18 protein-coding genes, 1 pseudogene and 1 other annotated feature (1 of these 20 only partly in view) are annotated in these 21,726 nt (G+C 49.8%); of the genes and pseudogenes, 10 read left to right on the top strand and 9 right to left on the bottom strand.

Going from position 1 to position 21,726, the window contains the following annotated elements; translation table 11 throughout:
- Positions 1-19 (top strand) — a sequence feature (Thr leader region) (it extends 101 nt beyond the left edge of the window).
- Positions 20-44: 25 nt separating this feature from the next.
- The 4 genes from thrA to AB4H76_RS19635 all read left to right on the top strand — a co-directional run bounded on the left by thrA (position 45) and on the right by AB4H76_RS19635 (position 5,237).
- Positions 45-2,507 carry a bifunctional aspartate kinase/homoserine dehydrogenase I gene (thrA, locus tag AB4H76_RS19650; protein ID WP_001264700.1) on the top strand — a complete coding sequence of 821 codons (2,463 nt, stop codon included), beginning with the start codon at positions 45-47 and terminating at the stop codon, positions 2,505-2,507.
- A gap of 1 nt (position 2,508) precedes the next feature.
- Positions 2,509-3,441, top strand: a complete 933-nt coding sequence (thrB, locus tag AB4H76_RS19645) for a homoserine kinase (RefSeq protein ID WP_000241660.1) — start codon at positions 2,509-2,511, stop codon at positions 3,439-3,441.
- A complete protein-coding gene (gene thrC / locus AB4H76_RS19640) occupies positions 3,442-4,728 on the top strand; it encodes a threonine synthase (protein WP_000781063.1) in 1,287 nt (428 codons plus the stop codon).
- 212 nt (positions 4,729-4,940) lie between these two features.
- The gene (locus tag AB4H76_RS19635; protein ID WP_000738723.1) at positions 4,941-5,237 is read left to right on the top strand and encodes a DUF2502 domain-containing protein; all 297 of its coding nucleotides are present in this window, start codon (positions 4,941-4,943) and stop codon (positions 5,235-5,237) included.
- Positions 5,238-5,389: 152 nt separating this feature from the next.
- Here AB4H76_RS19635 and yaaA read toward each other — a convergent pair whose 3' ends face one another.
- Together yaaA and AB4H76_RS19625 are read right to left on the bottom strand one after the other, a co-directional pair.
- Positions 5,390-6,166 (bottom strand): peroxide stress protein YaaA, encoded by a 777-nt coding sequence (yaaA, locus tag AB4H76_RS19630; RefSeq protein WP_077492776.1) that lies wholly within the window; start codon positions 6,164-6,166, stop codon positions 5,390-5,392.
- A gap of 69 nt (positions 6,167-6,235) precedes the next feature.
- The gene (locus AB4H76_RS19625; protein ID WP_032239383.1) at positions 6,236-7,666 is read right to left on the bottom strand and encodes an alanine/glycine:cation symporter family protein; all 1,431 of its coding nucleotides are present in this window, start codon (positions 7,664-7,666) and stop codon (positions 6,236-6,238) included.
- Between the two features lie 278 nt (positions 7,667-7,944).
- Here AB4H76_RS19625 and tal point away from each other — a divergent pair, with 278 nt between their 5' ends.
- Both tal and mog read left to right on the top strand, forming a co-directional pair.
- Complete coding sequence (gene tal / locus AB4H76_RS19620) at positions 7,945-8,898, top strand: transaldolase (RefSeq protein ID WP_000130185.1); 954 nt, start codon at positions 7,945-7,947, stop codon at positions 8,896-8,898.
- A 114-nt stretch (positions 8,899-9,012) separates the two neighbouring features.
- Positions 9,013-9,600 carry a molybdopterin adenylyltransferase gene (gene mog / locus AB4H76_RS19615; RefSeq protein ID WP_001295414.1) on the top strand — a complete coding sequence of 196 codons (588 nt, stop codon included), beginning with the start codon at positions 9,013-9,015 and terminating at the stop codon, positions 9,598-9,600.
- A gap of 34 nt (positions 9,601-9,634) precedes the next feature.
- Here the strand turns inward: mog and satP are convergent, their stop codons facing one another.
- From satP to AB4H76_RS19600, 3 genes are all read right to left on the bottom strand, one after another.
- On the bottom strand, positions 9,635-10,201 hold the full coding sequence (satP, locus tag AB4H76_RS19610) for an acetate uptake transporter (RefSeq protein ID WP_000528539.1): 567 nt from the start codon (positions 10,199-10,201) through the stop codon (positions 9,635-9,637).
- 148 nt (positions 10,202-10,349) lie between these two features.
- Positions 10,350-11,063, bottom strand: a complete 714-nt coding sequence (gene msyB / locus AB4H76_RS19605) for an acidic protein MsyB (protein ID WP_001102383.1) — start codon at positions 11,061-11,063, stop codon at positions 10,350-10,352.
- 25 nt (positions 11,064-11,088) lie between these two features.
- Positions 11,089-11,493, bottom strand: a complete 405-nt coding sequence (locus AB4H76_RS19600; protein WP_000843568.1) for a DUF2541 family protein — start codon at positions 11,491-11,493, stop codon at positions 11,089-11,091.
- Positions 11,494-11,869: 376 nt separating this feature from the next.
- Here AB4H76_RS19600 and dnaK point away from each other — a divergent pair, with 376 nt between their 5' ends.
- Both dnaK and dnaJ read left to right on the top strand, forming a co-directional pair.
- Positions 11,870-13,786, top strand: coding sequence for a molecular chaperone DnaK (gene dnaK / locus AB4H76_RS19595; protein ID WP_000516135.1), 1,917 nt, complete (start codon positions 11,870-11,872; stop codon positions 13,784-13,786).
- Between the two features lie 88 nt (positions 13,787-13,874).
- Entirely contained in the window at positions 13,875-15,005 is a 1,131-nt protein-coding gene (dnaJ, locus tag AB4H76_RS19590) for a molecular chaperone DnaJ (protein ID WP_001118446.1), read from the top strand.
- A 262-nt stretch (positions 15,006-15,267) separates the two neighbouring features.
- On the opposite strand, the gene AB4H76_RS19585 is transcribed toward dnaJ, so the two are convergent.
- Both AB4H76_RS19585 and mokC read right to left on the bottom strand, forming a co-directional pair.
- Positions 15,268-16,380, bottom strand: a complete 1,113-nt coding sequence (locus AB4H76_RS19585) for an IS4-like element IS421 family transposase (protein ID WP_001300563.1) — start codon at positions 16,378-16,380, stop codon at positions 15,268-15,270.
- A 77-nt stretch (positions 16,381-16,457) separates the two neighbouring features.
- Entirely contained in the window at positions 16,458-16,610 is a 153-nt protein-coding gene (mokC, locus tag AB4H76_RS19580) for a type I toxin-antitoxin system toxin MokC (RefSeq protein ID WP_000809168.1), read from the bottom strand.
- 585 nt (positions 16,611-17,195) lie between these two features.
- Between mokC and nhaA the strand changes: the two genes are divergently transcribed.
- Together nhaA and nhaR are read left to right on the top strand one after the other, a co-directional pair.
- Complete coding sequence (gene nhaA, locus AB4H76_RS19575) at positions 17,196-18,362, top strand: Na+/H+ antiporter NhaA (RefSeq protein ID WP_000681368.1); 1,167 nt, start codon at positions 17,196-17,198, stop codon at positions 18,360-18,362.
- A 65-nt stretch (positions 18,363-18,427) separates the two neighbouring features.
- Positions 18,428-19,327, top strand: a complete 900-nt coding sequence (gene nhaR / locus AB4H76_RS19570; RefSeq protein ID WP_001300855.1) for a transcriptional activator NhaR — start codon at positions 18,428-18,430, stop codon at positions 19,325-19,327.
- Between the two features lie 37 nt (positions 19,328-19,364).
- Here nhaR and AB4H76_RS19565 read toward each other — a convergent pair whose 3' ends face one another.
- Positions 19,365-20,324 (bottom strand): hypothetical protein, encoded by a 960-nt coding sequence (locus AB4H76_RS19565; RefSeq protein WP_001471885.1) that lies wholly within the window; start codon positions 20,322-20,324, stop codon positions 19,365-19,367.
- A 12-nt stretch (positions 20,325-20,336) separates the two neighbouring features.
- Positions 20,337-21,668, bottom strand: a pseudogene (locus AB4H76_RS19560) (fimbria/pilus outer membrane usher protein); the annotation flags it as partial.
- Positions 21,669-21,726: the final 58 nt, after the last annotated feature.

The raw sequence follows: 21,726 nt of genomic DNA, 5'->3' as shown, positions 1-21,726 counted from the left end.
CAGTGCGGGCTTTTTTTTCGACCAAAGGTAACGAGGTAACAACCATGCGAGTGTTGAAGTTCGGCGGTACATCAGTGGCAAATGCAGAACGTTTTCTGCGTGTTGCCGATATTCTGGAAAGCAATGCCAGGCAGGGGCAGGTGGCCACCGTCCTCTCTGCCCCCGCCAAAATCACCAACCACCTGGTGGCGATGATTGAAAAAACCATTAGCGGCCAGGATGCTTTACCCAATATCAGCGATGCCGAACGTATTTTTGCCGAACTTTTGACGGGACTCGCCGCCGCCCAGCCGGGGTTCCCGCTGGCGCAATTGAAAACTTTCGTCGATCAGGAATTTGCCCAAATAAAACATGTCCTGCATGGCATTAGTTTGTTGGGGCAGTGCCCGGATAGCATCAACGCTGCGCTGATTTGCCGTGGCGAGAAAATGTCGATCGCCATTATGGCCGGCGTATTAGAAGCGCGCGGTCACAACGTTACCGTTATCGATCCGGTCGAAAAACTGCTGGCAGTGGGGCATTACCTCGAATCTACCGTCGATATTGCTGAGTCCACCCGCCGTATTGCGGCAAGTCGTATTCCGGCTGATCACATGGTGCTGATGGCAGGTTTCACCGCCGGTAATGAAAAAGGCGAACTGGTGGTGCTTGGACGTAACGGTTCCGACTACTCCGCGGCGGTGCTGGCTGCCTGTTTACGCGCCGATTGTTGCGAGATTTGGACGGACGTTGACGGGGTCTATACCTGCGACCCGCGTCAGGTGCCCGATGCGAGGTTGTTGAAGTCGATGTCCTACCAGGAAGCGATGGAGCTTTCCTACTTCGGCGCTAAAGTTCTTCACCCCCGCACAATTACCCCCATCGCCCAGTTCCAGATCCCTTGCCTGATTAAAAATACCGGAAATCCTCAAGCACCAGGTACGCTCATTGGTGCCAGCCGTGATGAAGACGAATTACCGGTCAAGGGCATTTCCAATCTGAATAACATGGCAATGTTCAGCGTTTCCGGCCCGGGGATGAAAGGGATGGTTGGCATGGCGGCGCGCGTCTTTGCAGCGATGTCACGCGCCCGTATTTCCGTGGTGCTGATTACGCAATCATCTTCCGAATACAGTATCAGTTTCTGCGTTCCACAAAGCGACTGTGTGCGAGCTGAACGGGCAATGCAGGAAGAGTTCTACCTGGAACTGAAAGAAGGCTTACTGGAGCCGCTGGCGGTGACGGAACGGCTGGCCATTATCTCGGTGGTAGGTGATGGTATGCGTACCTTGCGTGGGATCTCGGCGAAATTCTTTGCCGCGCTGGCCCGCGCCAATATCAACATTGTCGCCATTGCTCAGGGATCTTCTGAACGCTCAATCTCTGTCGTGGTAAATAACGATGATGCGACCACTGGCGTGCGCGTTACTCATCAGATGCTGTTCAATACCGATCAGGTTATCGAAGTGTTTGTGATTGGCGTCGGTGGCGTTGGCGGTGCGCTGCTGGAGCAACTGAAGCGTCAACAAAGCTGGCTGAAGAATAAACATATCGACTTACGTGTCTGCGGTGTTGCCAACTCGAAGGCACTGCTCACCAATGTGCATGGCCTAAATCTGGAAAACTGGCAGGAAGAACTGGCGCAAGCCAAAGAGCCGTTTAATCTCGGGCGCTTAATTCGCCTCGTGAAAGAATATCATCTGCTGAACCCGGTCATTGTTGACTGCACCTCCAGCCAGGCAGTGGCGGATCAATATGCCGACTTCTTGCGCGAAGGTTTCCACGTTGTCACGCCGAACAAAAAGGCCAACACCTCGTCGATGGATTACTACCATCTGTTGCGTCATGCGGCGGAAAAATCGCGGCGTAAATTCCTCTATGACACCAACGTTGGGGCTGGATTACCGGTTATTGAAAACCTGCAAAATCTGCTCAATGCTGGTGATGAATTGATGAAGTTCTCCGGCATTCTTTCAGGATCGCTTTCTTATATCTTCGGCAAGTTAGACGAAGGCATGAGTTTCTCCGAGGCGACCACGCTGGCACGGGAAATGGGTTATACCGAACCGGACCCGCGAGATGATCTTTCTGGTATGGATGTGGCGCGTAAGCTATTGATTCTCGCCCGTGAAACGGGACGTGAACTGGAGCTGGCGGATATTGAAATTGAACCTGTGCTGCCCGCAGAGTTTAACGCCGAGGGTGATGTTGCCGCTTTTATGGCGAATCTGTCACAGCTCGACGATCGCTTTGCCGAGCGCGTGGCGAAGGCCCGTGATGAAGGAAAAGTTTTGCGCTATGTTGGCAATATTGATGAAGATGGCGTCTGCCGCGTGAAGATTGCCGAAGTGGATGGTAATGATCCGCTGTTCAAAGTGAAAAATGGCGAAAACGCCCTGGCCTTCTATAGCCATTATTATCAGCCGCTGCCGTTGGTGCTGCGCGGATATGGTGCGGGCAATGACGTTACCGCTGCCGGTGTCTTTGCCGATCTGCTACGTACCCTCTCATGGAAGTTAGGAGTCTGACATGGTTAAAGTTTATGCCCCGGCTTCCAGTGCCAATATGAGCGTCGGGTTTGATGTGCTCGGGGCGGCGGTGACACCCGTTGATGGTGCATTGCTCGGAGATGTAGTCACGGTTGAGGCGGCAGAGACATTCAGTCTCAACAACCTCGGACGCTTTGCCGATAAGCTGCCGTCAGAACCACGGGAAAATATCGTTTATCAGTGCTGGGAGCGTTTTTGCCAGGAGCTTGGCAAGCAAATTCCAGTGGCGATGACTCTGGAAAAGAATATGCCGATCGGTTCGGGCTTAGGCTCCAGCGCCTGTTCGGTGGTCGCGGCGCTGATGGCGATGAATGAACACTGCGGCAAGCCGCTTAATGACACTCGTTTGCTGGCTTTGATGGGCGAGCTGGAAGGACGTATCTCCGGCAGCATTCATTACGACAACGTGGCACCGTGTTTTCTTGGTGGTATGCAGTTGATGATCGAAGAAAACGACATCATCAGCCAGCAAGTGCCTGGGTTTGATGAGTGGCTGTGGGTGCTGGCGTATCCGGGGATTAAAGTCTCGACGGCAGAAGCCCGGGCTATTTTACCGGCGCAGTATCGCCGCCAGGATTGCATTGCGCACGGGCGACATCTGGCAGGCTTCATTCACGCCTGCTATTCCCGTCAGCCTGAGCTTGCCGCGAAGCTGATGAAAGATGTTATCGCTGAACCCTACCGTGAACGGTTACTGCCTGGCTTCCGGCAGGCGCGGCAGGCGGTCGCGGAAATCGGCGCGGTAGCGAGCGGTATCTCCGGCTCCGGCCCGACCTTGTTCGCTCTATGTGACAAGCCGGATACCGCCCAGCGCGTTGCCGACTGGTTGGGTAAGAACTACCTGCAAAATCAGGAAGGTTTTGTTCATATTTGCCGGCTGGATACGGCGGGCGCACGAGTACTGGAAAACTAAATGAAACTCTACAATCTGAAAGATCACAACGAGCAGGTCAGCTTTGCGCAAGCCGTAACCCAGGGGTTGGGCAAAAATCAGGGGCTGTTTTTTCCGCATGACCTGCCGGAATTCAGCCTGACTGAAATTGATGAGATGCTGAAGCTGGATTTTGTCACCCGCAGTGCGAAGATCCTCTCGGCGTTTATTGGTGATGAAATCCCGCAGGAAATCCTGGAAGAGCGCGTGCGCGCGGCGTTTGCCTTCCCGGCTCCGGTCGCCAATGTTGAAAGCGATGTCGGTTGTCTGGAATTGTTCCACGGGCCAACGCTGGCATTTAAAGATTTCGGCGGTCGCTTTATGGCACAAATGCTGACCCATATTGCGGGCGATAAGCCAGTGACCATTCTGACCGCGACCTCCGGTGATACCGGAGCGGCAGTGGCTCATGCTTTCTACGGTTTGCCGAATGTGAAAGTGGTTATCCTCTATCCACGAGGCAAAATCAGTCCACTGCAAGAAAAACTGTTCTGTACGTTGGGCGGCAATATCGAAACTGTTGCCATCGACGGCGATTTCGATGCCTGTCAGGCGCTGGTGAAGCAGGCGTTTGATGATGAAGAACTGAAAGTGGCGCTGGGGTTAAACTCAGCTAACTCGATTAACATCAGCCGTTTGCTGGCGCAGATTTGCTACTACTTTGAAGCTGTTGCGCAGCTGCCGCAGGAGGCGCGCAACCAGCTGGTTGTCTCGGTACCAAGCGGAAACTTCGGCGATTTGACGGCGGGTCTGCTGGCGAAGTCACTCGGTCTGCCGGTGAAACGTTTTATTGCTGCGACCAACGTGAACGATACCGTGCCACGTTTCCTGCACGACGGTCAGTGGTCACCCAAAGCGACTCAGGCGACGTTATCCAACGCGATGGACGTGAGTCAGCCAAACAACTGGCCGCGTGTGGAAGAGTTGTTCCGCCGCAAAATCTGGCAACTGAAAGAGCTGGGTTATGCAGCCGTGGATGATGAAACCACGCAACAGACAATGCGTGAGTTAAAAGAACTGGGCTACACCTCGGAGCCGCACGCTGCCGTAGCTTATCGTGCGCTGCGTGACCAGTTGAATCCAGGCGAATATGGCTTGTTCCTCGGCACCGCGCATCCGGCGAAATTTAAAGAGAGCGTGGAAGCGATTCTCGGTGAAACGTTGGATCTGCCAAAAGAGCTGGCAGAACGTGCTGATTTACCCTTGCTTTCACATAATCTGCCCGCCGATTTTGCTGCGTTGCGTAAATTGATGATGAATCATCAGTAAAATCTATTCATTATCTCAATCAGGCCGGGTTTGCTTTTATGCAGCCGGCTTTTTTATGAAGAAATTATGGAGAAAAACGACAGGGAAAAAGGAGAAATTCTCAATAAATGCGGTAACTTAGAGATTAGGATTGCGGAGAATAACAACCGTCGTTCTCATCGCGTAATCTCCGGATATCGACCCATAACGGGCAATGATAAAAGGAGTAACCTGTGAAAAAGATGCAATCTATCGTACTCGCACTTTCCCTGGTTCTGGTCGCTCCCATGGCAGCACAGGCTGCGGAAATTACGTTAGTCCCGTCAGTAAAATTACAGATAGGAGATCGTGATAATCGTGGCTATTACTGGGATGGAGGTCACTGGCGCGACCACGGCTGGTGGAAACAACATTATGAATGGCGAGGCAATCGCTGGCACCCACACGGACCGCCGCCACCGCCGCGCCACCATAAGAAAGCTCCTCATGATCATCACGGCGGTCATGGTCCAGGCAAACATCACCGCTAAATGACAAATGCCGGGTAACAATCCGGCATTCAGCGCCTGATGCGACGCTGGCGCGTCTTATCAGGCCTACGTGAATTCTGCAATATATTGAATCTGCATGCTTTTGTAGGCCGGATAAGGCGTTCACGCCGCATCCGGCATTGACTGCAAACTTAACGCTGCTCGTAGCGTTTAAACACCAGTTCGCCATTGCTGGAGGAAGCTTCATCAAAGAAGTAACCTTCGCTATTAAAACCAGTCAGTTGCTCTGGTTTGGTCAGCCGATTTTCAATAATAAAACGACTCATCAGACCGCGTGCTTTCTTAGCGTAGAAGCTGATTATCTTAAATTTGCCGTTCTTCTCATCGAGGAACACCGGCTTGATAATCTCGGCATTCAATTTCTTCGGCTTCACCGATTTAAAATACTCATCTGACGCCAGATTAATCACCACATTATCGCCTTGTGCTGCGAGCGCCTCGTTCAGCTTGTTGGTGATGATATCTCCCCAGAATTGATACAGATCTTTCCCTCGGGCATTCTCAAGACGGATCCCCATTTCCAGACGATAAGGCTGCATTAAATCGAGCGGGCGCAGTACGCCATACAAGCCGGAAAGCATTCGCAAATGCTGTTGGGCAAAATCGAAATCGTCTTCGCTGAAGGTTTCGGCCTGCAAGCCGGTGTAGACATCACCTTTAAACGCCAGAATCGCCTGGCGGGCATTCTCCGGCGTGAAATCTGGCTGCCAGTCATGAAAGCGAGCGGCGTTGATACCCGCCAGTTTGTCGCTGATGCACATCAGCGTGCTAATCTGCGGAGGCGTCAGTTTCCGCGCTTCATGGATCAACTGCTGGGAATTGTCTAACAGCTCCGGCAGCGTATAGCGCGTGGTGGTCAACGGGCTTTGGTAATCAAGCGTTTTCGCAGGTGAAATAAGAATCAGCATATCCAGTCCTTGCAGGAAATTTATGCCGACTTTAGCAAAAAAAGAGAATGAGTTGATCGATAGTTGTGATTACTCCTGCGAAACATCATCCCACGCGTCCCGAGAAAGCTGGCGACCGATATCCGGATAACGCAACGGATCAAACACCGGGCGCACGCCGAGTTTACGCTGGCGTAGATAATCACTGGCAATGGTATGAACCACAGGCGAGAGCAGTAAAATGGCGGTCAAATTGGTAATAGCCATGCAGGCCATTATGATATCTGCCAGTTGCCACATCAGCGGAAGACTTAGCAAGGTGCCGCCGATGACCGTTGCGAAGGTGCAGATCCGCAAACACCAGATCGCTTTAGGGTTGTTCAGGCGTAAAAAGAAGAGATTGTTTTCGGCGTAAATGTAGTTGGCAACGATGGAGCTGAAGGCAAACAGAATAACCACGAGGGTAACAAACTCAGCACCCCAGGAACCCATTAGCACCCGCATCGCCTTCTGGATAAGCTGAATACCTTCCAGCGGCATGTAGGTTGTGCCGTTACCCGCCAGTAATATCAGCATGGCGCTTGCCGTACAGATGACCAGGGTGTCGATAAAAATGCCAATCATCTGGACAATCCCTTGCGCTGCCGGATGCGGAGGCCAGGACGCCGCTGCCGCTGCCGCGTTTGGCGTTGACCCCATTCCCGCCTCATTGGAAAACATACTGCGCTGAAAACCGTTAGTAATCGCCTGGCTTAAGGTATATCCCGCCGCGCCGCCTGCCGCTTCCTGCCAGCCAAAAGCACTCTCAAAAATAGACCAAATGACGTGGGGAAGTTGCCCGATATTCATTACGCAAATCACCAGGCTGGTCAGTACCCAGATTATCGCCATCAACGGGACAAACCCCTGCATGAGCCGGGCGACGCCATGAAGACCGCGAGTGATCGCCAGCAGAGCAAAGACAGCGAGAATAATACCTGTCACCAGCGGGGGAAAATCAAAAGAAAAACTCAGGGCTCGCGCAACGGCGTTCGCCTGAATTCCGCTGAAAATTATGCCGTAGGCGATGAGCAAAAAGACGGCGAACAGAACGCCCATCCAGCGCATCCCCAGCCCGCGCGCCATATACCATGCCGGTCCGCCACGAAACTGCCCATTGGCATCACGTTCTTTATAAAGCTGTGCGAGGGAACATTCGGCAAACGAGGTCGCCATGCCGATAAACGCGGCAACCCACATCCAGAAGACGGCTCCAGGTCCACCGGCGGTAATTGCCAGCGCAACGCCGGCCAGGTTGCCGCTACCCACGCGCGCCGCAAGACTGGTACACAATGACTGAAATGAGGTTAAACCGCCTGGCTGTGGATGAATGCTATTTTTAAGACTTTTGCCAAACTGGCGGATGTAGCGAAACTGCACAAATCCGGTGCGAAAAGTGAACCAACAACCTGCGCCGAAGAGCAGGTAAATCATTACCGATCCCCAAAGGACGCTGTTAATAAAGGAGAAAAAATCTGGCATGCATATCCCTCTTATTGCCGGTCGCGATGACTTTCCTGTGTAAACGTTACCAATTGTTTAAGAAGTATATACGCTACGAGGTACTTGATAACTTCTGCGTAGCATACATGAGGTTTTGTATAAAAATGGCGGGCGATATCAACGCAGTGTCAGAAATCCGAAACAGTCTCGCCTGGCGATAACCGTCTTGTCGGCGGTTGCGCTGACGTTGCGTCGTGATATCATCAGGGCAGACCGGTTACATCCCCCTAACAAGCTGTTTAAAGAGAAATACTATCATGACGGACAAATTGACCTCCCTTCGTCAGTACACCACCGTAGTGGCCGACACTGGGGACATCGCGGCAATGAAGCTGTATCAACCGCAGGATGCCACAACCAACCCTTCTCTCATTCTTAACGCAGCGCAGATTCCGGAATACCGTAAGTTGATTGATGATGCTGTCGCCTGGGCGAAACAGCAGAGCAACGATCGCGCGCAGCAGATCGTGGACGCGACCGACAAACTGGCAGTAAATATTGGTCTGGAAATCCTGAAACTGGTTCCGGGCCGTATCTCAACTGAAGTTGATGCGCGTCTTTCCTATGACACCGAAGCGTCAATTGCGAAAGCAAAACGCCTGATCAAACTCTACAACGATGCTGGTATTAGCAACGATCGTATTCTGATCAAACTGGCTTCTACCTGGCAGGGTATCCGTGCTGCAGAACAGCTGGAAAAAGAAGGCATCAACTGTAACCTGACCCTGCTGTTCTCCTTCGCTCAGGCTCGTGCTTGTGCGGAAGCGGGCGTGTTCCTGATCTCGCCGTTTGTTGGCCGTATTCTTGACTGGTACAAAGCGAATACCGATAAGAAAGAGTACGCTCCGGCAGAAGATCCGGGCGTGGTTTCTGTATCTGAAATCTACCAGTACTACAAAGAGCACGGTTATGAAACCGTGGTTATGGGCGCAAGCTTCCGTAACATCGGCGAAATTCTGGAACTGGCAGGCTGCGACCGTCTGACCATCGCACCGGCACTGCTGAAAGAGCTGGCGGAGAGCGAAGGGGCTATCGAACGTAAACTGTCTTACACCGGCGAAGTGAAAGCGCGTCCGGCGCGTATCACTGAGTCCGAGTTCCTGTGGCAGCACAACCAGGATCCAATGGCAGTAGATAAACTGGCGGAAGGTATCCGTAAGTTTGCTATTGACCAGGAAAAACTGGAAAAAATGATCGGCGATCTGCTGTAATCATTCTTAGCGTGACCGGGAAGTCGGTCACGCTACCTCTTCTGAAGCCTGTCTGTCACTCCCTTCGCAGTGTATCATTCTGTTTAACGAGACTGTTTAAACGGAAAAATCTTGATGAATACTTTACGTATTGGCTTAGTTTCCATCTCTGATCGCGCATCCAGCGGCGTTTATCAGGATAAAGGTATCCCTGCACTGGAAGAATGGCTGACATCGGCGCTCACCACGCCGTTTGAACTGGAAACCCGCTTAATCCCCGATGAGCAGGCGATCATCGAGCAAACGTTGTGTGAGCTGGTGGATGAAATGAGTTGCCATCTGGTGCTCACCACGGGCGGAACTGGCCCGGCGCGTCGTGACGTAACGCCCGATGCGACGCTGGCAGTAGCGGACCGCGAGATGCCTGGCTTTGGTGAACAGATGCGCCAGATCAGCCTGCATTTTGTACCAACTGCGATCCTTTCGCGTCAGGTGGGCGTGATTCGCAAACAGGCGCTGATCCTTAACTTACCCGGTCAGCCGAAGTCTATTAAAGAGACGCTGGAAGGTGTGAAGGACGCTGAGGGTAACGTTGTGGTACACGGTATTTTTGCCAGCGTACCGTACTGCATTCAGTTGCTGGAAGGGCCATACGTTGAAACGGCACCAGAAGTGGTTGCTGCATTCAGACCGAAGAGTGCAAGACGCGACGTTAGCGAATAAAAAAATCCCCCCGAGCGGGGGGATCTCAAAACAATTAGTGGGATTCACCAATCGGCAGAACGGTGCGACCAAACTGCTCGTTCAGTACTTCACCCATCGCCAGATAGATTGCGCTGGTACCGCAGATCAGACCAATCCAGCCGGCAAAGTGGATGATTGCGGCGTTACCGGCAATGTTACCGATCGCCAGCAGGGCAAATAGCACGGTCAGGCTAAAGAAAACGAATTGCAGAACGCGTGCGCCTTTCAGCGTGCCGAAGAACATAAACAGCGTAAATACGCCCCACAGACCCAGGTAGACACCAAGGAACTGTGCATTTGGCGCATCGGTCAGACCCAGTTTCGGCATCAGCAGAATCGCAACCAGCGTCAGCCAGAAAGAACCGTAAGAGGTGAATGCGGTTAAACCGAAAGTGTTGCCTTTTTTGTACTCCAGCAGACCAGCAAAAATTTGCGCGATGCCGCCGTAGAAAATGCCCATGGCAAGAATAATACCGTCCAGAGCGAAATAACCCACGTTGTGCAGGTTAAGCAGAATGGTGGTCATGCCGAAGCCCATCAGGCCCAGCGGTGCCGGATTAGCCAACTTAGTGTTGCCCATAATTCCTCAAAAATCATCATCGAATGAATGGTGAAATAATTTCCCTGAATAACTGTAGTGTTTTCAGGGCGCGGCATAATAATCAGCCAGTGGGGCAGTGTCTACGATCTTTTGAGGGGAAAATGAAAATTTTCCCCGGTTTACGGTGTCAGACCTGAGTGGCGCTAACCATCCGGCGCAGGCAGGCGATTTGCAGTACGGCTGGAATTGTCACGCGATAGGCACTGCCGCTGACCGCTTTAACCCCATTTAATGCTGCGCCCACAGGGCCTCCCAGACCCGCGCCGCGCAGCAAACCATGCCCAAGCACGCTCATTGCTGCGTGGGTGCGTAAAATGCGGGTCAATTGGCTGGAAAGCAAATGCGACACGCCTTTTGCCAATAATTTGTCTTTCATCAGCAGCGGCAGCAGCTCTTCCAGCTCATTCACCCTGGCATCGACCGCGTGCAGAAACTCCTGCTTATGTTCCTCGTCCATATTCTTCCAGGTGTTACGCAGAAATTGTTCCAGTAACTGTTGCTCAATCTCAAACGTAGACATCTCTTTGTCGGCTTTCAGCTTCAATCGTTTTGAAACATCGAGCAAAATGGCCCGATACAATTTACCGTGTCCGCGCAGTTTGTTGGCGATACTATCGCCACCAAAATGCTGTAATTCTCCAGCAATCAGCTGCCAGTTGCGGCGATGTTGCTCGGGATGCCCTTCCATCGATTTAAACAGTTCGTTGCGCATCAGTACGCTGGAGAGGCGAGTTTTGCCTTTTTCATTATGGGTGAGCAATCGGGCGAAATTTGCCAACTGTTCCTCACTACAATGCTGAAGAAAATCCAGATCTGAATCATTCAGGTAATTAACATTCATTTTTTGTGGTTTCTATATTCTGGCGTTAGTCGTCGCCGATAATTTTCAGCGTGGCCATATCCGATGAGTTCACCGTATGACCGGAAAAGGTGATTTTTGAGACGCAGCGTTTATTGTCGTTATCACTGTTAATGTTGATCCAGTCAGTGGTTTGCCCTTCTTTTATTTCTGAAGGAATATTCAGACTCTGACTGGCGCTACGGGCGGCTTTGAAATAAACCGATGCACCGCTTAACTGTAAATCGCCATGGTCGGCAGAGAGTTGTATGCGTTTCACAATGCGACAAACAGGAAGTTTCAGCGCCAGATCGTTGGTTTCGTTACGCGGCATTGCAATGACGCCGAGGAGTTTATGGTCGTTTGCCTGCGCCGTGCAGCACAGCATCAGGCTAATCGCCAGGCTGGCGGAAATCGTAAAAACGGATTTCATAAGGATTCTCTTAGTGGGAAGAGGTAGAGGGATGAATACCCACTAGTTTACTGCTGATAAAGAGAAGGTTCAGGTACGTAATCTTTTCTTTTTATTACAATTTTTTGATGAATGCCTTGGCTGCGATTCATTCTTTATCTGAATAAAATTGCTGTCAATTTTACGTCTTGTCCTGCCATATCGCGAAATTTCTGCGCAAAAGCACAAAAAATTTTTGCATCTCCCCCTTGATGACGTGGGTTACGACCCCATTTAGTAGTCAACCGCAGTGAGTGAGTCTGCAAAAAAATGAAATTGGGCAGTTGAAACCAGACGTTTCGCCCCTATTACAGACTCACAACCACATGATGACCGAATATATAGTGGAGACGTTTAGATGGGTAAAATAATTGGTATCGACCTGGGTACTACCAACTCTTGTGTAGCGATTATGGATGGCACCACTCCTCGCGTGCTGGAGAACGCCGAAGGCGATCGCACCACGCCTTCTATTATTGCCTATACCCAGGATGGTGAAACTCTGGTTGGTCAGCCGGCTAAACGTCAGGCAGTGACGAACCCGCAAAACACCCTGTTTGCGATTAAACGCCTGATTGGCCGCCGCTTCCAGGACGAAGAAGTACAGCGTGATGTTTCCATCATGCCGTTCAAAATTATTGCTGCTGATAACGGCGACGCATGGGTCGAAGTTAAAGGCCAGAAAATGGCACCGCCGCAGATTTCTGCTGAAGTGCTGAAAAAAATGAAGAAAACCGCTGAAGATTACTTGGGTGAACCGGTAACTGAAGCTGTTATCACCGTACCGGCATACTTTAACGATGCTCAGCGTCAGGCAACCAAAGACGCAGGCCGTATCGCTGGTCTGGAAGTAAAACGTATCATCAACGAACCGACCGCAGCTGCGCTGGCTTACGGTCTGGACAAAGGTACTGGCAACCGTACTATCGCGGTTTATGACCTGGGTGGTGGTACTTTCGATATTTCTATTATCGAAATCGACGAAGTTGACGGCGAAAAAACCTTCGAAGTTCTGGCAACCAACGGTGATACCCACCTGGGTGGTGAAGACTTCGACAGCCGTCTGATCAACTACCTGGTTGAAGAATTCAAGAAAGATCAGGGCATTGACCTGCGCAACGATCCGCTGGCAATGCAGCGCCTGAAAGAAGCGGCAGAAAAAGCGAAAATCGAACTGTCTTCCGCTCAGCAGACCGACGTTAACCTGCCGTACATCACTGCAGATGCGACCGGTCCGAAACACATGAACATCAAAGTGACTCGTGCGAAACTGGAAAGCCTGGTTGAAGATCTGGTAAACCGTTCCATTGAGCCGCTGAAAGTTGCACTGCAGGACGCTGGCCTGTCCGTATCTGATATCGACGACGTTATCCTCGTTGGTGGTCAGACTCGTATGCCAATGGTTCAGAAGAAAGTTGCTGAGTTCTTTGGTAAAGAGCCGCGTAAAGACGTTAACCCGGACGAAGCTGTAGCAATCGGTGCTGCTGTTCAGGGTGGTGTTCTGACTGGTGACGTGAAAGACGTACTGCTGCTGGACGTTACCCCGCTGTCTCTGGGTATCGAAACCATGGGCGGTGTGATGACGACGCTGATCGCGAAAAACACCACTATCCCGACCAAGCACAGCCAGGTGTTCTCTACCGCTGAAGACAACCAGTCTGCGGTAACCATCCATGTGCTGCAGGGTGAACGTAAACGTGCGGCTGATAACAAATCTCTGGGTCAGTTCAACCTGGATGGTATCAACCCGGCACCGCGCGGCATGCCGCAGATCGAAGTTACCTTCGATATCGATGCTGACGGTATCCTGCACGTTTCCGCGAAAGATAAAAACAGCGGTAAAGAGCAGAAGATCACCATCAAGGCTTCTTCTGGTCTGAACGAAGATGAAATCCAGAAAATGGTACGCGACGCAGAAGCTAACGCCGAAGCTGACCGTAAGTTTGAAGAGCTGGTACAGACTCGCAACCAGGGCGACCATCTGCTGCACAGCACCCGTAAGCAGGTTGAAGAAGCAGGCGACAAACTGCCGGCTGACGACAAAACTGCTATCGAGTCTGCACTGACTGCACTGGAAACTGCTCTGAAAGGTGAAGACAAAGCCGCTATCGAAGCGAAAATGCAGGAGCTGGCACAGGTTTCCCAGAAACTGATGGAAATCGCCCAGCAGCAACATGCCCAGCAGCAGACTGCCGGTGCTGATGCTTCTGCAAACAACGCGAAAGATGACGATGTTGTCGACGCTGAATTTGAAGAAGTCAAAGACAAAAAATAATCGCCCTATAAACGGGTAATTATACTGACACGGGCGAAGGGGAATTTCCTCTCCGCCCGTGCATTCATCTAGGGGCAATTTAAAAAAGATGGCTAAGCAAGATTATTACGAGATTTTAGGCGTTTCCAAAACAGCGGAAGAGCATGAAATCAAAAAGGCCTACAAACGCCTGGCCATGAAATACCACCCGGACCGTAACCAGGGTGACAAAGAGGCCGAGGCGAAATTTAAAGAGATCAAGGAAGCTTATGAAGTTCTGACCGACTCGCAAAAACGTGCGGCATACGATCAGTATGGTCATGCTGCGTTTGAGCAAGGTGGTATGGGCGGCGGCGGTTTTGGCGGCGGCGCAGACTTCAGCGATATTTTTGGTGACGTTTTCGGCGATATTTTTGGCGGCGGACGTGGTCGTCAACGTGCGGCGCGCGGTGCTGATTTACGCTATAACATGGAGCTCACCCTCGAAGAAGCTGTACGTGGCGTGACCAAAGAGATCCGCATTCCGACTCTGGAAGAGTGTGACGTTTGCCACGGTAGCGGTGCAAAACCAGGTACACAGCCGCAGACCTGTCCGACCTGTCATGGTTCTGGTCAGGTGCAGATGCGTCAGGGATTCTTTGCCGTGCAGCAGACCTGTCCACACTGTCAGGGCCGCGGTACGCTGATCAAAGATCCGTGCAACAAATGTCATGGTCATGGTCGTGTTGAGCGCAGCAAAACGCTGTCCGTTAAAATCCCGGCAGGGGTGGACACTGGAGACCGCATCCGTCTTGCGGGCGAAGGTGAAGCGGGCGAGCATGGCGCACCGGCAGGCGATCTGTACGTTCAGGTTCAGGTTAAACAGCACCCGATTTTCGAGCGTGAAGGCAACAACCTCTATTGCGAAGTCCCGATCAACTTCGCTATGGCGGCGCTGGGTGGCGAAATCGAAGTACCGACCCTTGATGGTCGCGTCAAACTGAAAGTGCCTGGCGAAACCCAGACCGGTAAGCTTTTCCGTATGCGCGGTAAAGGCGTCAAGTCTGTCCGCGGTGGCGCACAGGGTGATTTGCTGTGCCGCGTTGTCGTCGAAACACCGGTAGGCCTGAACGAGAAGCAGAAACAGCTGCTGCAAGAGCTGCAAGAAAGCTTCGGTGGCCCAACCGGCGAGCACAACAGCCCGCGCTCAAAGAGCTTCTTTGATGGTGTGAAGAAGTTTTTTGACGACCTGACCCGCTAACCTCCCCAAAAGCCTGCCCGTGGGCAGGCCTGGGTAAAACCAGGGTGCGTTGAAGATATGCGAGCACCTGAAAAGTGGCGGGGATCACTCCCATAAGCGCTAACTTAAGGGTTGAACCATCTGAAGAATGCGACGCCTCGGTGCCTCGTTAAGACGATGCCTCGCGTTCTTCAATTGCGTTTTGTAGGCTGTCAGGGATACTGTCCCACGAATGGCCACCTATAAGCTCCAGATGACCATTTTTGTTATTCTCCACAACGAGTTAGTTCTTCTTTTCGGATCCGGCACTTCTGGGGGGGAAATCCAGCGATGGCTGGATTATGTCGTCAATTAAAAATGCGGCGAGTAGATTAGCAAATATCCACGCTTTCGCGAGTTCAGGTTCCTTTGCACGCAAAGCATCCAGGTGCAGCAAACTTTTGAGCCGCTTAAAAGCCAGTTCAATTTGCCATCGCAGACGGTAACAATCAGCCACTTGCTCTGCTGAATATTCATCTTCCGGTAATGATGTTAGCAATAGCACATGGCCCGCTGCTTCCAGCGTTTCCGCCTGAACTACTCGTCCTTTTCGACGATTCTCGCTGAGCAGTCGGGTTTTACTGATTAATGCTTTTTCGGGAGGAAGTGATACGGCAATGAGACGTGCCGGAAAGGGAGCTCCGGCTTTTTTATTACCTGAATTGCCTATCATTACAGTGGTTTCACCGTTCTTACCGCAATCCAGCCCGCGCAGAAAACCCATCATGTCAAAGCGCATTCCTTCTGCAGTTAACCAGCGCAATCCTCGCCAGTGAACCCGGACGATATAATCAGCTTCTCCAAAAGCAAGTGAGCGGATACATTCGGGACGCGAACCGAATCCCCGGTCAGCAATGCGTATCTCGTCTGCCGTTTGCGCAAATCGGTCCAGCCGTTCAGCGTCTCTGCTGTCGGTTAGCTCAAAATCAGTGAACTGACAGGTATGAGGATCATATCCCATATGTAGTCGCCATTCAGCGCTGCCGCCCCCGGGCGCACTGATTGCTGTTCCATCGACAAGACGCAATCTCTTTCCGCTTGTACAACCCGTAACTGCGGCGCGTACAGCAAGTGTTTGTGCGGCAAGTATGCCAAACCAGTCGGCGGCATTCCGCAGCCGCTTCAGGAGAGCCACGTCAGATAATGTTGCAACGTCATGGAGCTGAGCCCATGCAGTGACTTCACGTAATGACATCCCCCCGGGGCCGTAAGCCAGCCCCAGACGTAGCAGAGTTGCAGCATCACGAATTTCGCGGCGGCGGGTTAGAGCCCCGGCATTACGTGCCGAAGTATCCAGTTCTTCGGGCTTACCAATATGGGCCAGAATTGCTGACCAGTTATCGTGAGAGTAATTCATCGGCACGTTAAATCATATCAGGCGTAATACCACAACCCTTAAGTTAGCGCTTATGGGATCACTCCCCGCCGTTGCTCTTACTCGGATTCGTAAGCCGTGAAAACAGCAACCTCCGTCTGGCCAGTTCGGATGTGAACCTCACAGAGGTCTTTTCTCGTTACCAGCGCCGCCACTACGGCGGTGATACAGATGACGATCAGGGCGACAATCATCGCCTTATGCTGCTTCATTGCTCTCTTCTCCTTGACCTTACGGTCAGTAAGAGGCACTCTACATGTGTTCTGCATATAGGGGGCCTCGGGTTGATAGTAAAATATCACTCGGGGCTTTTCTCTATCTGCCGTTCAGCTAATGCCTGAGACAGATAGCCTCAAGCACCCGCCGCTATTATATCGCTCTCTTTAACTCATTCTGTTTTATCGATTCTAATCCTGAAGACGCCTCGCATTTTGATGGCGTAATTTTTTAATGATTTAATTATTTAACTTTAATTTATCTCTTCATCGCAATTATTGACGACAAGCTGGATTATTTTTGAAATATTGGCCTAACAAACATCGCCGACTGACAACAAATTAATTATTACTTTTCCTAATTAATCCCTCAGAAATCCTCACCTTAAGCTATGATTATCAGGGCTTAGGGTTACTCGTCAGCGCTTACAGCCGTCAAAAACGCATCTCACCGCTGATGGCGCAAATTCTTCAATGGCTCGTAAAAAACGAATTATTCCTACACTATAATCTGATTTTAACGATGATTCGTGCGGGGTAAAATAGTAAAAACGATCTATTCACCTGAAAGAGAAATAAAAAGTGAAACATCTGCATCGATTCTTTAGCAGTGATGCCTCGGGAGGCATTATTCTTATCATTGCCGCTATCCTGGCGATGATGATGGCCAACAGCGGCGCAACCAGTGGATGGTATCACGACTTTCTGGAGACGCCGGTTCAGCTCCGGGTTGGTTCACTCGAAATCAACAAAAACATGCTGTTATGGATAAATGACGCGCTGATGGCGGTATTTTTCCTGTTAGTCGGTCTGGAAGTTAAACGTGAACTGATGCAAGGATCGCTAGCCAGCTTACGCCAGGCCGCATTTCCAGTTATCGCCGCTATTGGTGGGATGATTGTGCCGGCATTACTCTATCTGGCTTTTAACTATGCCGATCCGATTACCCGCGAAGGGTGGGCGATCCCGGCGGCTACTGACATTGCCTTTGCACTTGGTGTGCTGGCGCTATTGGGAAGTCGTGTTCCGTTAGCGCTGAAGATCTTTTTGATGGCTCTGGCTATTATCGACGATCTTGGGGCCATCATTATCATCGCATTGTTCTACACTAATGACTTATCGATGGCCTCTCTTGGCGTCGCGGCTGTAGCAATTGCGGTACTCGCGGTATTGAATCTGTGTGGTGTACGCCGCACGGGCGTCTATATTCTGGTTGGCGTAGTGTTGTGGACTGCGGTGTTGAAATCGGGGGTTCACGCAACTCTGGCGGGGGTAATTGTCGGCTTCTTTATTCCTTTGAAAGAGAAGCATGGGCGTTCTCCAGCGAAGCGACTGGAGCATGTGTTGCACCCGTGGGTGGCGTATCTGATTTTGCCGCTGTTTGCATTCGCTAATGCTGGCGTTTCTCTGCAAGGCGTCACGCTGGATGGCTTGACCTCCATTCTGCCATTGGGGATCATCGCTGGCTTGCTGATTGGCAAACCGCTGGGGATTAGTCTGTTCTGCTGGTTGGCGCTGCGTTTGAAACTGGCGCATCTGCCTGAGGGAACGACTTATCAGCAAATTATGGCGGTGGGGATCCTGTGCGGTATCGGTTTTACTATGTCTATCTTTATTGCCAGCCTGGCCTTTGGTAGCGTAGATCCAGAACTGATTAACTGGGCGAAACTCGGTATCCTGGTCGGTTCTATCTCTTCGGCGGTAATTGGATACAGTTGGTTACGCGTTCGTTTGCGTCCATCAGTTTGACAGGACGGTTTACCGGGGAGCCATAAACGGCTCCCTTTTCATTGTTATCAGGGAGAGAAATGAGCATGTCTCATATCAATTACAACCACTTGTATTACTTCTGGCATGTCTATAAAGAAGGTTCCGTGGTTGGCGCAGCGGAGGCGCTTTATTTGACACCACAAACCATTACCGGACAGATCCGGGCTCTGGAAGAGCGCCTGCAAGGCAAATTATTTAAGCGCAAGGGACGTGGTCTCGAACCCAGCGAGCTGGGAGAACTGGTCTATCGCTATGCCGATAAAATGTTCACCTTAAGCCAGGAAATGCTGGATATTGTGAACTATCGCAAAGAATCCAATTTATTGTTTGACGTTGGCGTGGCTGATGCACTTTCCAAACGCCTGGTCAGTAGCGTGCTGAATGCTGCAGTGGTAGAAGGCGAGCCGATTCATCTTCGCTGCTTCGAATCCACCCACGAAATGCTACTGGAGCAATTAAGCCAGCATAAACTGGATATGATCATTTCCGACTGTCCGATAGACTCTACGCAGCAGGAAGGCCTGTTCTCCGTGAGAATTGGCGAATGTGGCGTGAGTTTCTGGTGTACAAATCCACCACCAGAAAAACCGTTCCCGGCTTGTCTGGAAGAACGGCGACTTTTGATTCCTGGGCGACGTTCAATGTTAGGGCGCAAATTGCTTAACTGGTTTAACTCCCAGGGATTAAACGTAGAAATCCTCGGCGAGTTTGATGATGCCGCGTTGATGAAAGCTTTTGGTGCAATGCACAATGCAATCTTCGTTGCCCCAACGCTTTATGCATATGACTTTTATGCCGATAAAACTGTCGTAGAAATTGGTCGCGTCGAGAATGTGATGGAAGAGTACCATGCTATTTTTGCTGAGCGGATGATTCAGCACCCGGCGGTACAGCGAATCTGCAATACGGATTATTCTGCGCTTTTTAGTCCAGCGGCGCGTTAATCGGCAGCTCCCCCAAAGTTAAAGTGGAGGAGATAGATTAGTTGTACATAACCACGATTTTGACTCGGCTCATTATTTGCCCGCTTGAGACATTATTTCCATATGTACGCGGGCGAATAAATAGAGGAATCTGATTACTTCCTTCATGGGGATGCTGAAAAGAGTAGTAATTGCTTTTACCATACTGGATTTCATTCGTACCATCATTCGAGAGTTGAAAGCCTACTTGACCCGCACCGTCCTCACTGTTTTCTAACTCATTTTTTAATATGCTGGTTCCTGACTCCTGTATCGTCACTGGTTCAAAGTAATATTCAACATCACTGGGTTCAAAAACTAATTCACCTTGCTCGCCCTGGATGCAGTCAAATCTTATATGATGAAACTGATAATTTTCATTATTGATACGAGACAGTACAAATCGTCCAGTGTCGATGGATTGATCTTCAAAACCACAGGTCATTAAATTTACCTGTAAAATAGTATTTAAATTATAATTAAAGCGGGCGCTATTACAATTAGTATTATTCCCTGTACATGAACTCACTTCAATTTCGAACAACAAAGGAAAAGGAGTTCCTGGAAAAATGTCTGCGGTGTTAGAACTATCTGATACAGATGCGATAGAATATGGAATGGTGAAATTTATCGCAGATAGCATTTCTTCTAAATTATAAGATGACTTCCCTGGAAGCTCTATTTTTTTACCGTCATATTCAAAGGGGAAATTAATAATATAATGACGACTTCCGACTTTAAACCTTAAAGCGTTCTGTGTTAAAAAATGAACTTTAATGGCGTTGGTTGTCTCTTGCAAGTCTGTACACTCAATGATATTTCCGGTGTTTTCAATTTTTTCGGCGGTGAGATTACCTTTCATACTCAGTGGCTTGAGTATATATGTTCCACGTTGTTCACCGACATTGGTCAATGCACAGGGAGCACTTTGCACAATAAAAGAATATAGACTCAAGGTGATTAATAAAAGCCACTTCATAGTAAACTCCTTTTACTGGCATATATATGTTTTGTTTTCATCAATAACGTGTTGAAAAGTAATAGTACAGAATAAATTCTGTTCATCATTGAGAGCAACTTTTATGCCAGTTGGAATTTCATCTACGCGAATAAAAAGGCGACTACCCTGGCCAACGACTCCAATATTGTTTTCCTGGAGATCCAGTACGTCATAGCCAAAGGTTAATGGCGAACCATCGGGACGCAGTGCCTGTATATACCAAGGCTTACGTTGGTCAGTTGTAAACTGCACATAAGAAACTGCTCCACGGTAAGGCGCAATAATTTGACGATTGCCCTGCAATTCTGTTTCACTTTCACTGTTTGCTATATCAAGTACCAGATGGTTTTCACGATGAGGTATAATCGGGTCGTAAACAACCTGGCCTTTGCTGTTTGTTCGGTTGTATTTTTGTCCATTAATATGCGCGCCTTCTAATCCAGGCGCATCCAGAATTGCAAATGTATCGGATAACTGGTTAGTGATATTAATACCACCGGACCAGACAACTAATCCACTACTAATACTTCCACCACTTTGCCAGGCGTTTTTAGAATGACTATAGCTGCCATCTATTATGGCGATGGGAGTTCTCCAGCTTAAATTCGTACCAAGCGAGGTATCATTATTTTGTTGTTGCTGATTAACATATATACCATAATTTAACTGATCATGTTCACCGGCTATGCCAGTAATTCCAGTATTGTTGGAGGAATAGCCATCTTTGGAAAATGAGGTCGAATTCGATAAGTTAATTTGGTGACGTGTTTTGGCAATATCATCCCCCCAGTAGAAAGGAATGGAGATAAACAGATTAAAACGCTCCTCTTCTTTATTATTTTCATCATAAGATTGGCTGGCAGAGAAAGTATAACTAATGTGTTGCCAGTTATTGGAGTAACTGAATTGGTAATCTTTAGCATTTCCACTTCGCCCCCAGTAATTCCGCCAAAGCGCACTTAATGATACATTTCCCAGATTATTGGATAAAGGTTGCATAATATTGGCAGAAAGGCTATTTTTTCTGCCAATATCATAAAAATCATTATAATCACTCTGATGATAGTGTTTATCATTTTCGTAAAGATGGTCGCTGAATGTCCTGTAATCCTGCGAAGCATAACGCCAGGCGGCCACGCTAAATCGAGTGGCTGTTTGTACTAGATATTTATTATAGGCGACCTGATAGCTCGTACCTTCGTGTCTGGTATCATTATTTAACTTACTACTCGATCGGGCAGCGTAAAAAGAGATGGCACCCAGCGGTGTATTCCAACCATTTCCCAGAGTTATAGCATTATAGTTATCGGATAAAATCGTACCCGATTATGTGATCAGGTTGTTATTATTTAGATTAATGTTTAAATTTTTTAATTTCTTG

Origin of the sequence: Escherichia sp. UTM R2, from assembly GCF_048593455.1 — a bacterium.
Classification (GTDB): Bacteria; Pseudomonadota; Gammaproteobacteria; order Enterobacterales; family Enterobacteriaceae; genus Escherichia; species Escherichia coli.
The sequence above is the reverse complement of the archived record's forward strand: the minus strand, read 5'-3'. Positions and strand labels throughout refer to the sequence as shown.

Bases quoted from the DNA above. Each gene is read 5' to 3' on its own strand.
- AB4H76_RS19565 (WP_001471885.1), bottom strand. From the start codon at position 20,324: ATGAAGTGGCTTTTATTAATCACCTTGAGTCTATATTCTTTTATTGTG.
- mokC (WP_000809168.1), bottom strand. From the start codon at position 16,610: ATGAAGCAGCATAAGGCGATGATTGTCGCCCTGATCGTCATCTGTATC.
- dnaJ (WP_001118446.1), top strand. From the start codon at position 13,875: ATGGCTAAGCAAGATTATTACGAGATTTTAGGCGTTTCCAAAACAGCG.
- nhaR (WP_001300855.1), top strand. From the start codon at position 18,428: ATGTCTCATATCAATTACAACCACTTGTATTACTTCTGGCATGTCTAT.
- satP (WP_000528539.1), bottom strand. From the start codon at position 10,201: ATGGGCAACACTAAGTTGGCTAATCCGGCACCGCTGGGCCTGATGGGC.
- thrB (WP_000241660.1), top strand. From the start codon at position 2,509: ATGGTTAAAGTTTATGCCCCGGCTTCCAGTGCCAATATGAGCGTCGGG.
- msyB (WP_001102383.1), bottom strand. From the start codon at position 11,063: ATGAATGTTAATTACCTGAATGATTCAGATCTGGATTTTCTTCAGCAT.
- AB4H76_RS19625 (WP_032239383.1), bottom strand. From the start codon at position 7,666: ATGCCAGATTTTTTCTCCTTTATTAACAGCGTCCTTTGGGGATCGGTA.
- thrC (WP_000781063.1), top strand. From the start codon at position 3,442: ATGAAACTCTACAATCTGAAAGATCACAACGAGCAGGTCAGCTTTGCG.
- dnaK (WP_000516135.1), top strand. From the start codon at position 11,870: ATGGGTAAAATAATTGGTATCGACCTGGGTACTACCAACTCTTGTGTA.
- tal (WP_000130185.1), top strand. From the start codon at position 7,945: ATGACGGACAAATTGACCTCCCTTCGTCAGTACACCACCGTAGTGGCC.
- AB4H76_RS19600 (WP_000843568.1), bottom strand. From the start codon at position 11,493: ATGAAATCCGTTTTTACGATTTCCGCCAGCCTGGCGATTAGCCTGATG.
- mog (WP_001295414.1), top strand. From the start codon at position 9,013: ATGAATACTTTACGTATTGGCTTAGTTTCCATCTCTGATCGCGCATCC.
- thrA (WP_001264700.1), top strand. From the start codon at position 45: ATGCGAGTGTTGAAGTTCGGCGGTACATCAGTGGCAAATGCAGAACGT.
- AB4H76_RS19585 (WP_001300563.1), bottom strand. From the start codon at position 16,380: ATGAATTACTCTCACGATAACTGGTCAGCAATTCTGGCCCATATTGGT.
- yaaA (WP_077492776.1), bottom strand. From the start codon at position 6,166: ATGCTGATTCTTATTTCACCTGCGAAAACGCTTGATTACCAAAGCCCG.